The sequence below is a fragment of the Streptomyces sp. NBC_01017 genome, from assembly GCF_045162795.1.
Taxonomy (GTDB): domain Bacteria; phylum Actinomycetota; class Actinomycetes; order Streptomycetales; family Streptomycetaceae; genus Streptomyces; species Streptomyces machairae.
Genome location: NZ_CP108683.1, coordinates 110,853 through 126,543, shown reverse-complemented (window position 1 = coordinate 126,543; position 15,691 = coordinate 110,853). Strand labels below are relative to the sequence as shown.

The following is a 15,691-nucleotide window of genomic DNA, read 5'->3' as shown; positions in this document are numbered from 1 at the left end:
GTGGGTGTGTTCTATGGGGGTGGCCGATGGGTGGGTGGGGTGTGGTGGTGGACGGGTAGTGAGGATCTGCTGGTCAGCAACCCAGCGCACCTTCGGTGCGCGCCGGGGGCGTGGTAAATGTCCCTGCCGCGCTGGGGTGCTTCCTGTGCACCCTGCCGGTATGGAACCGGTGGCCGCGATCATGATTGGGGGCTGTCTGTTCCGGCCGAAACCGTCTCCTCTGTGATGCTGTGCAGCTCGTTGGTCAGCATGGTGCCGAGGGCCTTCCACGGGAACCGTGGAGTGTTGCTGTGAGCACGGGTGTCAGATTCCCGATTTGCCCTGGCCCTCCCGGAGCGGGCAGCCCTGTTCGGAGTCGTTGGTCTGGCAGGGGAAGGGGAGCAGGGACATGGATGTATTGCATGAGCGGTGTGCCGGCATGGACATCAGCAAGAAGGACGCCAAGGTCGGCCATGTGTGGTCGAGGTGGAGGGTGCGGCGGCGGGCGTGGGAGGTGAGGCGGGCGGGCAGGTGGTAGAGCTTCCTGCGGATCGTCTCCGGTTCGGCGGCTGCGAGTTCGGGTTGGTCGTGCAGGAGGAGGAGTCGCGTCCAGGTGTCCAGGTCGCAGGCGATGGTGGCGGCCAGGACCCAGGCGGCGTTCAGTTGCCAGGAGGCGGAGGGCAGCAGGCCGAGGCCGACCCGCTTGATTGCTTTCACCCGGTCCTCGACTTCGGCGTGGTCGCGGTAGAGGCCGTCGACGAACCACACCTGCCCGGAGCCGGGTACCCCGGAAAGGCCCTGGTGGTCGGGGAGATGCTGCGGGTGCGCACGATCTCCCGCCTCGGCATCGACGTACGGGTCGGGATCGGGCCGTCGATCACGGTCGCGGCCACAGCCTCCGCTCAAGTCCCTGGGCTCGGGGGAGTCCTGGCCATCGATCCCGGCGAGGCCGCGGCGTGGTTGGCGCACCTGCCGGTCGACGCCCTGAACGGCATCGGACCGCGTCAGGCCGAGGTACTGGTCGACTACGGCATCCACTGCATCGGTCTGCTCGCCACCGTCCCGCCTGCCACCATCCAGCGTCTCCTGGGCGGCCGCGCCGGACGTACGGCCGCCGACCGGGCCCGCGGCATCGACCCCCGCCCTGTCGTCCCCCGTGCCCTGCCCGCTGCCGCGACCGTCCGCCACGCCTTCCCTCGGCACACCCTGGACGGCGCCGCCGCCCGCGCCGCCCTGCTCGACCTGGTCATCCGGCTCGGACTGCTGCTGCGTCGGCGCGACCAGGCATCCAGCGCGCTGACCCTGAAGCTGACGTTCGCCCGGCGGCGGCAGCTGGGAGAAGACCCGCCACCTGCCGGAGCCGTCCGCGCACGACGACGATCTGCCGACTCACCACCGCCCACGTCATCCACGACGACGACCGCACCCGCATCCGGTGCGGCAGCAAACCCATCACACTCCCCGAACCGGTCGCCGGACTCGTCCGCGACCTGGCCACCACCCGCCACCGAGGCCGCGTCAAGAACGGCACCACCGGCGCCGACACACCCTGGCGTCAACGGGAGTTGATCCGGCCAAAGCCCGCACCGAACCCACAGGCCCGACCCCAGAGCTTGCTTCTGAGAACACCGCGCTGCGCCCCGCCGCTGTGCCGCATCCGGCGGCAACGACCAGGCCGACGTCGCGTCGGCCGCCCGCGCGTAAGGCCGCCCCCGCTGGCACCCCAGCCGGTGGTGCCGATGCGCGGTTCGAGAACGGGCCGCTCGCGGTCGTCGACATCGAAGACGGTCAGGCGCTGGCGTACTGCGTCGGCGGCTTGGTCCTGGACGTACCGGCGAAGTCGATTGCGGCCCTGGTGGAGTGGACGCTTGGCGAAGGGCGGCTCGGCCAGTCGAAGTTGTCCGGGCCGGGCAAGGACGCCGACCCGCTGGTCGTGCTGACCGAGGCCGCGTGCGAGCACTACGGCCTGCCCCTCACGCTCACACAGCAGGAGCGTCTGGCCGGCCGGATCCCGGAGGGCCACAAGGCCATCAAGCAGCTGACGCGCGCCAACTGGCAGCTGACCAAGCGCGGCTTCGGGCCCGTGGGCGAGGATCTACCGCCCGGCGCAGGGCTCGGAGCGGGCGTGCGTGCAGTTGTGCATCCCGTCGTGGGACGCGCTCGACACCCGGCACTGGGCCGGTACGGGGCAGCTGCCGCCGGCGGATCTGGCCCGGCTGCTGGGCACGTATGCGTCCCGGGTGATGACTCCGCGCGGCTCCACCGCCGTCACGGGCCTGGAACTGATGACCGCGCTGCACCCGCCGACCCGCGCCTCCGAGCCGGACGCCGACGGCACGCGGCACTTCGAGCACAACCCCGGCTCACTGGGGAAGGATCCGGTGGACTGCGCGCCGTGCGAGGCCCCCGACGGGCACCCGCTGCTGAAAGACCTGCCGCGCTTCCACCACCGCACCCCGGCGGAGGTCCTGGTGGCGGAGGCGTACGACTGGGCGCGCCCGCTCACCGACGCCGAATGCCTTCGCCCCCATCTGGTGGGCATCGACGTGAACATGGCCTTCGCCGCCGGCGCGAACGGCCTGGTCGTCGGCCTCGGTGCGCCGACGCACGTCAAGGCGCCGGTGTTCGATCCGAAGCTGCCCGGCTCCTGGCTGGTCGACCTCAGCCATGTGGACCTGTCCCGGGTGACGGTCGGCAAGGACAAGTGGGTGGACCTGGACGGCAGTCTGCTGCCCAGTCCGTTCACGCCGAAGGGCGAGCGCCCGACGGGACCGGCGTGGTACGCCACGCCGACCGTGGCCTACGCGGGGTGGAGCTCGGCTACGAGGTGCGCCCGATTGAGGCGTGGGTGCGCTACGACAACGGGCGTTACCTGGACGGCTGGTACAACCGCCTGCGCGACGCGTACATCGCAACGATGGCCGACCTCGGGGTGGGTGCCAACCTCTCACCAGAGGAGTTCCTGAAGGCGATGGACGGCTACCGGCAGCGCGACCCCGAACTGGCGGTCGTGGTGTCCGCGATCAAGGCGACCGTGAAGGGCGGCATCGGCAAGCTGCGCGAGCGCCCGCGCGGGGAAGGCTGGAAGCCCGGCCAGCCGTGGCGAGCCCTTGCCCGGCCGACGTGGCGCCCGGACATCCGCGCCGCCGTCATCTCCCGCACCCGGATCAACATGCACCGCAAGATCGTCAAGCACGCCTCCTTCACCGGTCAGTACCCGGTCGCGGTCCTCTCGGACTGCGCCGTCTACGCCTCCGACGGCCCGTCGCCGCTGGACTTCCTGCCCTACCGGGACTGCAAACCGCTGCCCGGCGGCTTCAAGCTCGGCGTGAACCCGGGCCTGGTGAAGTGGGAGGGCACCCAGAGCGTCCTGTGGGGCGAGGGCGTCCGCGAGCAGTTCAACGCCCCTGAGCTCAACCTCGCCCGGTACATCAAGGACGGCACCGTCACCGACCAGGACACCGGGGAGTAGGTAGACCGCGATGAGCATGTTCGGCAACGGCCTGGACGCCGCGGTGCAGAAGGCGTTCACCCGCCCGGTTCCGAAGTCGGCCGGTGCGCAGATGCGGTACCTGGTCAAGCAGCTCAAGGGCACCAAGACGGTCGCTCAGATGCTGCGAGTGTCCCAGTGCACGGTCGAGCGGTACGTGAAGGACCAGATCAAGAAGCCGCGCCCGGACCTCGCCGCCCGGCTGGAGAACGAGGTGAAGAAGCGATGGCAGCCGCAGATCCGGGCGAAGGCGCGGCAGAGGGCGGCGAGGACCGGCGGCATCGTCATCGACACCCGGGCCCGGATCGGCTACACCGCGCCGATCGGTACAACGGACGAGGGCCGGCTCCGCCACCTGACGGTCGCGCTGCCGCCGCAGTACGCCGCCCGCCTTTTCGACGCCCAGGAACAGGGTGCCAGCGACCAGCAGTTGCGGGAGATCGCTGCCGAAGCGCTCAAGGAGGTGTACTTCCAGGACGGTGGCCGGCGTGCCGGCAGTCTGGAAGAGGTCCGCTTCACCGACATCGAACACCTCGACTTTGAGCTGTAGACCCCGAACAGCGAGCCCGTCGACCACATTGACGCGCCACCGGACCGTGTGGTGGGGCTACGGCCCGCCCGACTCGGGCTCCGACCCTGCGCCGGCGGTGCGATTCCGGCCGAGCAGAGGGGCGCCCGTGGGCTGCGTGCGCGAGCGCCGCAGGAACCGCCGGGCTTCCCATCTTCGTTGCGCGAGGGCGACGCGGAAGGGATGGCGTAGTTCCAGGAGCCGGACGCGGTCGTGGTCGGGTGCGATGCCGTACGGCAGGACGCTGTCGAGGTCGATCGTGGCGCCGACGATGAGCACTGAGTTGATCCGGGCCTGCGCCCGGTACTCCGTCAGCTGCGGCTCCTCCCACTCATCGCAGCCGACCGGCGCGGCGGCTGGCGACCCCACATCGCTGACTCCGACCACCCAGTGCAGATAGCCGCCCGGATTACCGAAGTAGTGCTGCTCGGCGTAGCTGAACCGTCGTGCCCCGACTGCTGGCCAGGGCCCGAAGTCCTCACAGCCGGCTGCGGGTGGTCAGGGAGTGCATCAGCACCTCGCCGTCCTCGTTGCACCAGGTCACCAAGTACCTCAGCATGCCCAACGGCCAGGCCCGCACCGTCAGCTCAACCTCGCGAAAGGACTGCCTCGTCGCTCTCATCGGCGCTACACGCCTTGACGCTCTGCTTGTGCTCCCATGCGGGCTCGCCGAACAATCCCTCGACGTAGTCGTGCCGTACGTAGGTTGCGAGTTTCCGGTACGCCTTGATCAGACGCCGACGCTTGCCCAGGCTGGCGTGCCACCAACCCCGCACGAGTCCGGACAGCGTGTACAGGGCGGTGAGGACTGCGGTCAGAGTCCATACGTTCAGCCTGGTATCGATTTTGAGGTTGGGCAGGAAGTCCACGCGCGCATCGTGCACCACAGCCGCCTGTACCTGCCTGTTGCGTGTCTGTGCCTTACTTGAATTGGAAGTTTGCGGTGTGGGAGATGCCGTCGTCCAGGGTGAGGGTGAACTCGCGGCAGGTACCCGACCAGGCCTTCTCGGTCTTCCAGTTGTACTGGTACTGCTGGCTGGCGCTGTCGTAGGTCAGGCCGCTGTTGCTGGTCGAGGTGGTCTCCACCAGATCGACAGGAGCGTTGGTGGCGCAGTTGATCCGCCGTGACGTGGGCGAGCCTGCAGCGAGGATGTCCAAGCCCTTGTCGCCGTCCAGGCTGAACTTCACTGGCACGGTACGCCCGGCGTTCATCTGGTTCAACGCGGGCGGGTTGTCCACGGGCGCGAAGAAGCCAGTGAAGTCGTATGAGTCGGGGGGCGTGTAAGTGATGGTCACCTGGCCGTTGCCAGCAGGTGCGGTGGTGGGTGCGGGGCCGCCGTCAGGGTCGAGGCTGGAACCGCCGCCACCGCCGCCGCCACCGGAACTGTCACCGTCAAAGCCGCGGCCGGAGCCTCCACCTCCGCCTCCGAACAGGCCACCGCCGCCTCCGCCGCCCGCATTGTCTAGGCCGGCGTCCCCTACAGTCCAACTTCCGCCGCTACCGCCAAGAGCCAGCTGTCCGGCCGTGCCGGTCTCACCAACTGGGAATCCGCCGGTCCCGACGGCTCCGCCTGCGCCCCCTCCCGAGGCCGTGCCGGCTTCCCCTCCCTGCCCTGCGGTCACTGTGGTGCCGTCCGCACCGTCGCTGCCGTCGGCACCCGCCGGCCCGCCGGATGCCCGGGAGGGGACGCCTCCCGCGCTGCCGCCGCCGCCAGCGGCGACCATCAGCCGGGCCAAGGGGTCGCCGCCTGAAGGCCGGATGTCGCTGGCCCCACCGCCGCCGCCGGAGTCAGGGAGAACCCACAGGCTCTTTCCGCCCTGTCCGCCGCCGTTGAAGCCGCCGTTGCGGGTACCGCCTGCACCACCGACGTAGATGTCGAGGTGCTGGCCGGGGGTGACGGCCAGGTCGGAAGCGACGCGTGCGCCCACTCCGCCGTTCTGGCCGCCCTGGGCGCCGTCGGCGACGACGTGAATGCTGGTGACTCCGGCCGGGACGGTCCAAGACTGTGCGGCACTGGTGTAGCCAAAAGTCTCAGCGACCGGTTCTGCGGCTGATGCCGTACCGGCACCGACAGTACATATGCCGGCGGTGAGAATGAGAGAGCCGGTAACGGATCCGACCAGGCGGGTCCGGCGGGACACCTGGCGCGCGCTCGCCCGGCCGGGACGGGATCCCACCATCCCTGCATGCGGATCTTGTGCTGTTGATGCTTTGGAGAGCTGCAGACCGTCTCGGTGTGAGGGCCGGTCAGGGGCGTCGGGGTGGGGCTGTACACGAGCGGGGGCGGGGGTGCGGAGCCATGTCATGGGGGCCTCCGGGAGAGTGACCAAACAGGGGATGCTCCCGGGTGATGGCGGCGTCGAAGTGTGACGCGCCGCTGTCTTGGAGGACGCCCAGTTCTGTCGTCGATTGAGACGTCGATCACATCACGCGTGCCGCGCCTCTTGCGGGCCTCGCAGGGTCTGCCGGGGGACCGTGTGTTCTGCCCGATCGCCTGCCCCGGCACGGCCGCTCTCTCCCGCCACAGCCCCGCCCACGGGCTCGGCTCGTCACTTCGGCGCCTGCCGGCCGTCGGCTGGTCCGGCTGTCTGGAGACGTTCCCGAGGGATGGCGGGCAGTCCGGCTCCGTGCTCTTCGGGACCGTCCGAGGGGGGAGCTGGTGCCTGCGAGAACGGGAGGCGACAACGCGGTCGGTGGAGCGACTTTGGCCGGGAGCTGCTTTGGCGCGAGTGATCATGGCCCCGTAAGCTTCCGGCGAGTCGGGCAGTCTGTGGACCTGCCCGCTAAGACCGTGTCCTACATGGTCAGTTGGCGGTTGTGCTGGGTGTGGGGAGTGGACGGTGGGGATGGATTGTTCCGGACGGCTTGTGGGAGCTGGCCAGGCCGCTGCTGCCGGTGGCGCGGATTCGGCCGCAGGGCGGCGGGGTCGCGAACATCGATGATGAGGCGGTGTTTGCCGCGATCATCTACGTCCTGGTCAGCGGCTGTGCATGGCGGGCGTTGCCACCGTGCTTCGGGGCGTCGAAGTCGACCGTGCACCGCCGCTTCGCCATCTGGTCCCGGGCCGGGGTCTGGGGCCGGCTGCATCAGAAGGTTCTCCAGCTCATGGACGAACAGGACCTGGTCGACCTGTCCCGTGCAGTCCTCGACTCAGCACATGTCCGCGCTAAAAAAGGGGCGAACTTGCAGGTCCGAGCCCCGTGGACCGGGGTAAGCCCGGTTCCAAGATGCATGTCCTGTCCGACGCGAACGGACTGCCCCTACGGGTCGGGGTCTCCGCGGCCAACACCCACGACAGTCTCGCTCTGAAGCCGATGCTGTCCCATTTCCACATGGGACACGAATCCCACGCGGCCGACTCCAAACCCGTACGCCTTCATGCAGACAAGGCGTACGACATCCCTCACCTGCGGCGATGGCTGTGGGGCAAACGCATCGGCGTCCGCATCGCACGCAAGGGCATCGACTCCAGTGAAGGACTCGGCCGGCGCAGGTGGGTCATCGAACGCGTCCTGGCTTACCGGCTACCGCCGAATCAACCACCGCTACGAACGGAAACCCGGCAACTACCTGGCCTTTCTTGGCCTGGCATCTTCCCTCTGCTGCTACAAACGGCTCCTCAAACTGACCATGTAGGACACGGTCTAAGGCTCCTTCTGGCCCGAGGTTCTCCATGGATGCGCTAAAACACTGAAAGGATGGCACTTCGGGTGCGCTTGCGACTGCCGGACATCAGGAGGGCGTACATCCACACGGCCAGCCCCGGATCAGCGTATCCCTGCACCTCGCTGACGATGTGTGAACGACGAGAAGCGCGCAACCGCATAGGCTACTCAGCTTGAACTCGTAGACGCCGAGAGGGCGTGACGGTCCTTGATCCCTGCGGTATGGCAGGTTCATGCGGTATGCGCAGAGGGGCGGGTATACGCCTGCCGAGCAGGAACGACGTGAACAACTGCGGCTGAAGGCCGCTGAGTTATTTGAGCAGGGCGAGAGTTCTGGTGCGGTCGCGGCGGAGTTACGGGTAGCGCCGCGCACTGTGCGGCTGTGGCGTCAGCGGTGGCGCGAGGGCGGGGTGCAGTCCCTGCGTTCCAGGGGACCGGTGTCGCCGGAGCGTCTGTCGGCGCGGCAGTTCGCGCGTCTGGAAGCAGAACTGCGGCGCGGCCCGCCGGCGCACGGATTCGCCGACGACCAGCGGTGGACGCTGAAGCGGATCAAGGCGCTGATCGGGCGGCTGTTCCATGTGGGCTACACGGTGCAGGGCGTGTGGAAGCTGATGCGGCGCCACGGCTGGTCGTGCCAGGTCCCGGTGCGCCGGGCCGTCGAGCGGGACGAGGAGGCCATCGAGGTGTGGAAGCAGGAGGTGTGGCCGCAGGTAAAACCAGTGCGGCGGACCTGGGCGCCTACATCTGCTTCGAGGACGAGGCGGGGCAGGGCCTGAGGCCGCCGAAGGGCCGCACATGGGCCCCGCGCGGGGCACGGCCCGTGGTGAGGGTGCGTGGCAGAGGTTCCGGCCGGGTCAACGTGGCCGGCGCGGTCTGCTTCCGCCCCGGCGAGCGCCCGCACTTCTTCTACCGGCTGCACGTCTGTCACGGGCGCAAGGGCGAGCCCAAGAGCTTCGCCTGGCACGAGTACCGCGAACTGATCCTCGCCGTTCACCAGCAGCTGCACGCGCCGCTCGTGTGGTGCTGGGACAACCTGAACGTGCACCTGTGTGCACAGATGAAGGAGTTCGCCGACGAACACCAGGAGTGGCTGCGTGTGGTCCAGATGCCCGCGTATGCACCCGAGCTGAACCCCACCGAGGGCGTCTGGTCACTCCTGAAACGCTCCATCGCCAACTTCGTCGCCGCCGACCTGGGCGGCCTCGTCCGCATCGTCAAGCGCAAGCTCAAGAAGATCCAGTACCGGCCCGACCTGATCAACGGCTGCCTCACCGAGACCGGCCTGGTGATCGAACCACCGTGATCCACCAGCCGGCGTCTACGAGTTCAAGCTGAGTACCGGACAGCGAGAGGGTTCTCAGATTTCAACGGAATCAGGCGCTACAGCAGTCTCTGCAGGATCGACAACGACTCGGCCACCGGATTCCAATGTAAGTCCTTTCAGCCACACTTTTGCATTTTGCTCATCTGACACAGCGAGCCATAGTTTGCCCGCGGCACCACACCAAATGTACTTACTAACAGGGGTACTGTTGGTTACTCCTCGAGGAGGGAAGCAGTACTTTTTACCGTTGAGCTCCACGGCGATTTCGAGGGGGTCGTCCTCATATTTCTCGTTGCCAAAGGACCCGATAATTGACCGAAGCACTTCCTCGCAATACTTTTCGACGGGGTCTACATACTGGCTTGCCTGGAAGCTAGTTGCGGCTTGCGTCCCAGCGCCTATCTTGCCGCTCAGCTCTTTGACAGTGCTCCGCATAGCTTCGAGATCCCCCTCCCTCCGCCCTCGAGCATCAAGAGTAAGGTATTCATAATACCCTTCGTACTCGGCCAGAAGGCCTTTCAGAATTTCTAGGTCACCGGCGCGAGGATTAGCAATCCGAGCTTGTTCGGAAAACCGGGAAGAGATCTTTCTGCTGTAAATAAGATACGACATATTCTGGTCTTGCCAGCCTATGGCCTGTGCGATTTCGGCATCGTTTATGACAATGCCCTTTTCGATTGCGTCTGATCGCGCTTGTACGTACTCGTTCTTTTTTCGAGTCCAGTCTCTTTCCTGGTTGGAACGGATATCTTGGTTCATGGCCCATCGCTTGATTTCGCTCTTGGCCCGCTCGAAGGTCCGCTGCGCCGCCTCCCGCGTACGGCGTTCAGTGGCTGCCGCTTCGGCCTCGGCCCGTTGCCTTTTCTGCCCCTTGTCCCGTTCTGCTTTCTTTTCCCTCTCACTTGCCTCCCTTTCCCTTTTTTCGTTATCGGACTCCCGCTTATCCAACATCCTCTCCACTTTCAGCGCCTTGTTGGAATAGTCGCCGAAGGCTCGGCTTCGACGGATTTCCTCATCGTCTCGGAAAACCGTCAGAGCCCTGATATACTTCTCTTTCAGGTCTCGGAAGGCCGTTTTCAGGTCTCCCCAATCACGCGCCCCCGGCGATGATTTATCCAGTGCGGAAATCGATCTAGCAATTTCGGGCTCCATGGCTGCAAGGATTCCCAGTCCGTGCGGATCCCCTGCCAGTTTGTCCATTTCCTTCTGAAAGTTATCTTGGTAGTTGAAATAGATCCGAGACCTGTATCGTTGCTCCTCTTCCGTTGTATGGTTGAGCGATTTCACGTACGCCTTATAATGGCCCATGAGATGCTCCGGCAGATCTTGCGGCAAGGCATAATTACTTACCGGATTCCTGTACTTTCCTGGCTGTTCGTATGCCCCCAAATTGAATGGCATGCGGGCGTGACCCTTAAATGGTGGCATATCTTCTCCTTATTGATCCTATGTGATTGCTTGGTGTCTGATCTTAGATAGAGTGTGTGCGTGCGAGATTCCCTTATGGGCGGGCATCGATGTGGTTAGTGGACCACGAACGGGCGCCCCGGGCGCGATTGGCGACTGCCGTGACGCCGTGACTGTGTCGTTGGCCGTGTCAGCGGGAGTCGCCCAGGGCCCCGGCAAAGTCATTCTGTAGCCCTGTGACGTGGCGTTTTGCGGGTGGAAGAGGTGCGCGGGCGTGGTCCGGTCCGGTTGGATGGAGGTTCCTACGCCTTCACGTCCGACCAGGGGATCACGCCCGCGCCATGTCATCGTCTCTCATTCCTGCGCCTGTTCGCATGCCCGTCCCGGATCATGAGCTCCTCGTCCAGCTGCTCGCCGGGGTACCTGATCCGCGTCGTCGGCGTGGGGTGCGGCATCCGGTGGGCGCGCAGATCGCGCGGTGTGCGCGGTGGTGGCCGGAGCGCGGGGGTTCACCGCGATCGGGGAGTGGGCCCGGGACGCCGGTGGTGCCGCGCTGGAACGGCTGGGGCTTGAGCGGGGCGGGGTGGACGAATCAACGCTGCGGCGCCTGTTCGCCCCGCCTCGACGCGGACCGTCTCGATGCGATGCTGGGCGCCTGGGCCCTGGCCAGGACCGTACTTGTCGCGGGCCGCAGGGTGATCGCCATCGACGGCAAGACGGTCCGGGGCTCACGCGGCGGCGACTCCGCGGCCCCGCACCTGGTCGCTGCCCTCGCCCACGGGTCCGGGGCGGTGCTCGGCCAAGCCAGCACGCTGCGCGACTACGGCATCCACAGCGTCGGCCTGCTCGCCGCTGTGCCACCCGCCACGGTGCAGCGCCTGCTGGGCGGCCGCGCCGGCCGCACCGCGGCCGACCGGGCCCGCGGCATCGACCCGCGCCCCGTCGTCCCGCGCACCCTGCCCGCGGCCGCGACCGTCCGCCACGCCTTCCCCCGACACACTCTGGACGGCGCCGCCGCCCGCGCCGCCCTGCTCGAGATGGTGGTCCGCCTCGGACTGCTGCTGCGCCGCCGCGACCAGGCGGCCCGCGCGCTCACCATCACGCTCACGTTCGCTGGCGGCGGCCGCTGGGAGAAGACGCGTCGCCTTGCCGAGCCGTCCGCGCACGACGACGACCTGCGCCTGACCGCCTACCAGCTGATGGACGCCGCCGCCCTGCAGCGCGGCCGCCTGACCGGGCTGGCCCTCAAGGGTGAGGACCTAGGCGCGGCTGTCCGCCGAAGCAGCCATCGACCGCGTCCGGGACAAGTTCGGCCCCCGCATCGTCGGCCTCGCCGCCGTCTTCCGGCGCGCCTCGTGCCCCGTCCCGCTCCTGTCATTGGAGGCGAAGCCGATGCTGCTTGACCCGCCAGGATGGTCCGGCCAGCCTGAAGGCTTGCCGCACTGGCTTTACGTGAGGGCCGTCGACGACGCCTTGGCCGCGCGCGGTATCCCGCTGTCTGCGGTGGTTGCTTCTCGGCTACTGGCAGGTCTGCATCCGGACGTTCGGCGGGGTGTGGCGGTTACGGATGCCGTAACTTCTGGTGGATGTGGCGTGTGCTGGTGATTATGAACGTATGACGTTGGCCGCGCAGGCGTTTGCTCAACTGGTGAGTTGGCCCGATCTTGCTGAGGTGGAGCCGAGTTGCGGCATCGGGCGGGGGCTTGGCTCAGCCCACCGGGAGATCGTCCATTTTCATTCCGGACGGGAGGCTGACCTGCACCTGACGGTGGGGGTGATCCGGCGGTTCGAAGAACACCTCAGCGAATCTGCGGCCGTCCGGGTGGTGTCGGCATCGGCGTGGGTGACGGTGCGGCTGGATGCTGCCGGGGATCGCGATGTGCTGATGACGCTGGTTAGTCTCGCCCTGCAGGCTCACCAGGCTTGGCCGGCGCCGGGTGAGTTGCAGCGAGCCGATTGCAACGAGCAGGTGTTGCTCGCGCATGATCATCGCAGTGGGTGCTGAGCCTCTTCCAGGTGGGTGGCAGTATGGCTGACCAGGCGCGTGAGGACGACGCAATCCGTCATGTAGCGAAGCGTTTGAAGGACGCCTTCAGTGCGTCATGCAGTCCGGCCGAAGTCGAAGAGGCAGTAGCGAAGGAGCATGCCTATTTCGCGGGTCGGCCGGTGCGTGAGTTCGTTCCTGTGTTGGTCGAGCGCAGGGCGCGTGCCATTTTGAATGGCTTGGGCGGGTAGCGTCGTGAACCCTGGTTCCGCAGAGACGCGCCAGGCGTCACGGATTCCGGCTATGACGCAGGGCGAAGGAACCGGGCGAGCCGGGTTCCGGGGCAGACGCCGAGGACACATCCGGAGAGGGCCTTCGCCTCGGCGGGGGCACGGGCCCTCGCGTCTGTAGTAGTCGAATCTCGTCACGGTGCATACGGGGAGGGCGCTGTGAGCGCGTGTCCCGGGTGAAGGCGTCTTAGCCTGCCGCCATGTCGATCAACGTGGTCCGCATGGCGGACGCACACCGCGCGGAGCTTCACGAGCTGTTGCTCGCCGAAAACTGGACCCAGCTTGCCAAGGAACTTCAGCAGAACAGCCTTCAGGTGTTCACGCAGTACGTGGCTCTGGTCAAGGGACGTGTCGTGGGATGGCTTGAGGGCACGGCGCGCTATGAGGCGGACGCCGAGGTGCCCGGCTTCCCGACCCCATGGGCGCAGGTCAACTACGTCCTCACCCACCCTGCCATGCGCAGGCGGGGCATCGCAGGCGACCTCCTTCGCCATTTCGCGCACGACGAATACAGCGCCGGTCGTCGCTTCATGGTGCTCTGGCACGATCGACGCGAGGACTCGGGCGGACGGCTTGCGTTCTTTACTGCGCACGGATTCCAGCCAGTTTCGGGCACAGGCCTCTTCGGCATCGACCTCCCGCAACTACTCACCAGTCCGGGCACGGCGCCCCCCGGTCAGTGACCAGCACTCTGAAGTACCCACCCCCTGCCGCCGTCCTTTCCCTCACTGGTCGACGGTGTGACGGTGACGGCACCCCGCGATGCTGGGCGCACGGGTGGCTAAGTGGTCTGCGTCGTAAGTCCTTCGGGGGTTGATCAGCGGGCGGGTGCGGCGGAGGATTCTTCGTGTCGGCCAGCGGTGTGCTGGTCGAGTCTGGCCAGCAGACCGTCCAGGTCGGAGGTGGTAAACCTCCACTGGAACGGCTGTGCCGTGGCGTTACAGCGGTCTTCGAAGGCTCGGAGCGGCCCGCAGCCCGGAGGGACGCCCACGGGGGCTTGATTCCGAACCCCGCACCGCGCGAGTAGCCAGCCCGGAACCAGCTCAAGCGCAGGGACTCTCGAAAGAGGGTGGTGAGGGCCCGGGGGCCGGGCGCTGGCGGGACCGGGCCCTCACGGGGGTTCGCGCTTCCGCCGGGGACGGATGGCCAGCGCGATGACATCTGAACGAAACCCGGGCCGTCCAGGTCACGCGTCAGATCAGGTGAGAGAGAGTGCGTGGTGCGCCCCTGCGGGGGGAACACATGCGAATGGTGGAGCAGGGGCGAGTAACGGGGCGGCACAGCACTGATGCCTGTGCCGCCCCGTCGCCTGCCAAACCGCTGGTGAACCATTTGCGGGCTTGCCCGCGTGGCATACGCGGAGAGGGGTCCGGCACCGAAGCAGGTGGGCTCTTGCGCCCGCGGCTTCCCGCGCCGTCCTTGGCCGGCACCGGCCGGGCGACGACAGTGTCGCCACCGGGTTGGCGCGCTGCCGTCGAGTGATCGCGGCGTCATCTGGGCCCGGCTACCGGGATCCATGGGATCGAAGCCGTATGTGCGCGGGGATAGTACCGGCAGGAGGTTCATTCCGTTCCTTATGCTTCTTCACCCAGCCCCGGAGGGTTTCGGGGTTCATACCGAGTTCACGGCCGACCTCGGTTACGGTCTTGCTGGAAGCCAGCGCGATCCGGACGGCTTCCTCACGGAACTCAGGCGTGTACTTGCTCGGTGGTGCCACTTCGATTCCTCGTTTCCAGTTCAGACGATCCTATTGGACGCCTGTCCGGAAACTTCGGGGCATCCCACCGGTCAGGCTGACCACGCAGGACCGTGAGGAATTGGTCCGGGTGACCACGACGGGTGTTCGCGGAGCTTCGATGATCATGCGTGCGCGGGTGCTGCTCGCGCTGGACACCTCGGTGGGTGAGGTGGACTCCAAAGAGGCGATCGCGACCCGGCTCGGCGTCTGTGGTGAGACGTTGCGGCTGGTCGCCAAGCGTTTCGCCGAGACCGGTGGCGATGTCCGCGCCACGGTCGCACGGAAGAAACGCGACCTGCCGCCGGTGCCCTCGCCGGTGACCGGCGAGGTCGAAGCCCGGCTGATCGCGATGGCATGCTCCCAGCCGCCCTCAGGCTATGCGCGGTGGTCGCTGCGACTACTGGAGAAGCACGTCGCACTGGTTGAGGACATCCCCGATCTGGACCACTCCACCATCGGCCGGATCCTAAAAAAACGGAACTGCGCCCTCACCTGAAGAAGTGCTGGACCATCCCACCACGAGCGAACGCACAGTTCGCAGCCCGGATGGAAGACGTCCTCGCCGTCTATGCCCGACCCTACGACCCGGCACGTCCGGTGGTGTGCATGGACGAAAAGCCCTACCAGCTCCTCGACCACGTCCGCGGCCCAATCCCCGCCCGGCCCGGCCGCGACGCGTGCCAGGACAGCGAGTACATCCGCTGCGGCACCTGCTCCGTCTTCGTATGGACCGAACCCTTACGCGGATGGCGTCGAGTTCAGGCACTGACCCGGCGGACCCGGATCGACTGGGCCGGCCAGGTCAAACAGCTACTGACCGTGGACTACCCCGACGCCGAAACCGTGGTCCTGGTGATGGACAACCTCAACACCCACACCATCGCCTCCCTGTACGAGGCATTCGAACCGGAGGAAGCCTTCGCCCTGGCTCAACGCCTCGAGATCCACCACACACCCAAACACGGCTCCTGGCTCAACATCGCCGAGATCGAACTCTCCGCGCTGACCCGGCAATGCCTCGACCGCCGGATCGGCGACCTCGACACACTCAACACCGAACTCTCGGCCTGGCAGAACGCCACCAACACCCACCAACGCCAAGTGGACTGGCAGTTCACCACCCATGACGCACGCATCAAACTGCGCCACCTTTATCCCAAGAATTAGCCACGACAGTCTACTAGTGCCGCATCAGAGAACCTTTGCCCTGTGGTGATGTGACGCGCCGTTCGGATGCTGGTCCGG

At 66.9% G+C, this 15,691-nt stretch carries 14 protein-coding genes and 4 pseudogenes; 12 read left to right on the top strand and 6 right to left on the bottom strand.

Features of this window, described 5'->3' with window-relative positions:
- Positions 1-303: 303 nt before the first annotated feature.
- Positions 304-747, bottom strand: a complete 444-nt coding sequence (locus OG331_RS00630; protein ID WP_406190510.1) for a transposase — start codon at positions 745-747, stop codon at positions 304-306.
- Between OG331_RS00630 and OG331_RS00625 the strand changes: the two genes are divergently transcribed.
- The 3 genes and pseudogenes from OG331_RS00625 (at position 715) to tpg (ending at position 4,019) form a co-directional block, all read left to right on the top strand.
- Complete coding sequence (locus OG331_RS00625) at positions 715-1,548, top strand: hypothetical protein (protein ID WP_406190508.1); 834 nt, start codon at positions 715-717, stop codon at positions 1,546-1,548. The genes OG331_RS00630 and OG331_RS00625 overlap by 33 nt on opposite strands.
- A gap of 1 nt (position 1,549) precedes the next feature.
- Positions 1,550-3,451 (top strand): annotated as a pseudogene (tap, locus tag OG331_RS00620) (telomere-associated protein Tap); the annotation flags it as partial.
- Between the two features lie 10 nt (positions 3,452-3,461).
- A complete protein-coding gene (gene tpg / locus OG331_RS00615) occupies positions 3,462-4,019 on the top strand; it encodes a telomere-protecting terminal protein Tpg (protein WP_406190505.1) in 558 nt (185 codons plus the stop codon).
- A gap of 57 nt (positions 4,020-4,076) precedes the next feature.
- Here tpg and OG331_RS00610 read toward each other — a convergent pair.
- The 3 genes and pseudogenes from OG331_RS00610 to OG331_RS00600 form a co-directional block, all read right to left on the bottom strand.
- Positions 4,077-4,496 (bottom strand): annotated as a pseudogene (locus tag OG331_RS00610) (ETEC_3214 domain-containing protein); the annotation flags it as partial.
- Positions 4,497-4,624: 128 nt separating this feature from the next.
- Positions 4,625-4,906: a hypothetical protein gene (locus OG331_RS00605; protein WP_406190503.1), complete on the bottom strand. Its 282-nt coding sequence runs from the start codon at positions 4,904-4,906 to the stop codon at positions 4,625-4,627.
- 52 nt (positions 4,907-4,958) lie between these two features.
- Positions 4,959-6,179: a PxKF domain-containing protein gene (locus OG331_RS00600; protein ID WP_406190500.1), complete on the bottom strand. Its 1,221-nt coding sequence runs from the start codon at positions 6,177-6,179 to the stop codon at positions 4,959-4,961.
- A gap of 685 nt (positions 6,180-6,864) precedes the next feature.
- On the opposite strand from OG331_RS00600, the pseudogene OG331_RS00595 reads away from it, so the two are divergent.
- From OG331_RS00595 to OG331_RS00585, 3 genes and pseudogenes are all read left to right on the top strand, one after another.
- A pseudogene (locus tag OG331_RS00595) lies at positions 6,865-7,674 on the top strand (IS5 family transposase).
- A 262-nt stretch (positions 7,675-7,936) separates the two neighbouring features.
- Positions 7,937-8,479 (top strand): winged helix-turn-helix domain-containing protein, encoded by a 543-nt coding sequence (locus OG331_RS00590; protein ID WP_406190498.1) that lies wholly within the window; start codon positions 7,937-7,939, stop codon positions 8,477-8,479.
- Positions 8,404-9,006 (top strand): transposase, encoded by a 603-nt coding sequence (locus tag OG331_RS00585; RefSeq protein WP_406190495.1) that lies wholly within the window; start codon positions 8,404-8,406, stop codon positions 9,004-9,006. The genes OG331_RS00590 and OG331_RS00585 overlap by 76 nt, the downstream gene beginning before the upstream one ends.
- A 54-nt stretch (positions 9,007-9,060) precedes the next feature.
- Here the strand turns inward: OG331_RS00585 and OG331_RS00580 are convergent, their stop codons facing one another.
- Complete coding sequence (locus tag OG331_RS00580; protein ID WP_406190492.1) at positions 9,061-10,455, bottom strand: hypothetical protein; 1,395 nt, start codon at positions 10,453-10,455, stop codon at positions 9,061-9,063.
- A 457-nt stretch (positions 10,456-10,912) separates the two neighbouring features.
- On the opposite strand from OG331_RS00580, the pseudogene OG331_RS00575 reads away from it, so the two are divergent.
- From OG331_RS00575 to OG331_RS00560, 4 genes and pseudogenes are all read left to right on the top strand, one after another.
- A pseudogene (locus tag OG331_RS00575) lies at positions 10,913-11,790 on the top strand (transposase family protein); the annotation flags it as partial.
- Positions 11,791-12,049: 259 nt separating this feature from the next.
- Positions 12,050-12,439 carry a luciferase family protein gene (locus OG331_RS00570; RefSeq protein ID WP_406190490.1) on the top strand — a complete coding sequence of 130 codons (390 nt, stop codon included), beginning with the start codon at positions 12,050-12,052 and terminating at the stop codon, positions 12,437-12,439.
- A gap of 23 nt (positions 12,440-12,462) precedes the next feature.
- Positions 12,463-12,669: a three-helix bundle dimerization domain-containing protein gene (locus tag OG331_RS00565; RefSeq protein WP_406190487.1), complete on the top strand. Its 207-nt coding sequence runs from the start codon at positions 12,463-12,465 to the stop codon at positions 12,667-12,669.
- Positions 12,670-12,908: 239 nt separating this feature from the next.
- Entirely contained in the window at positions 12,909-13,391 is a 483-nt protein-coding gene (locus OG331_RS00560) for a GNAT family N-acetyltransferase (RefSeq protein ID WP_406190485.1), read from the top strand.
- 821 nt (positions 13,392-14,212) lie between these two features.
- Here the strand turns inward: OG331_RS00560 and OG331_RS00555 are convergent.
- Positions 14,213-14,425, bottom strand: a complete 213-nt coding sequence (locus OG331_RS00555; RefSeq protein WP_406190483.1) for a transposase — start codon at positions 14,423-14,425, stop codon at positions 14,213-14,215.
- Between the two features lie 139 nt (positions 14,426-14,564).
- On the opposite strand from OG331_RS00555, the gene OG331_RS00550 reads away from it, so the two are divergent.
- Positions 14,565-14,942 carry a helix-turn-helix domain-containing protein gene (locus tag OG331_RS00550; RefSeq protein WP_406190481.1) on the top strand — a complete coding sequence of 126 codons (378 nt, stop codon included), beginning with the start codon at positions 14,565-14,567 and terminating at the stop codon, positions 14,940-14,942.
- Positions 14,927-15,613: an IS630 family transposase gene (locus OG331_RS00545; RefSeq protein ID WP_406209545.1), complete on the top strand. Its 687-nt coding sequence runs from the start codon at positions 14,927-14,929 to the stop codon at positions 15,611-15,613. The genes OG331_RS00550 and OG331_RS00545 overlap by 16 nt, the downstream gene beginning before the upstream one ends.
- Positions 15,614-15,691 lie beyond the last annotated feature (78 nt).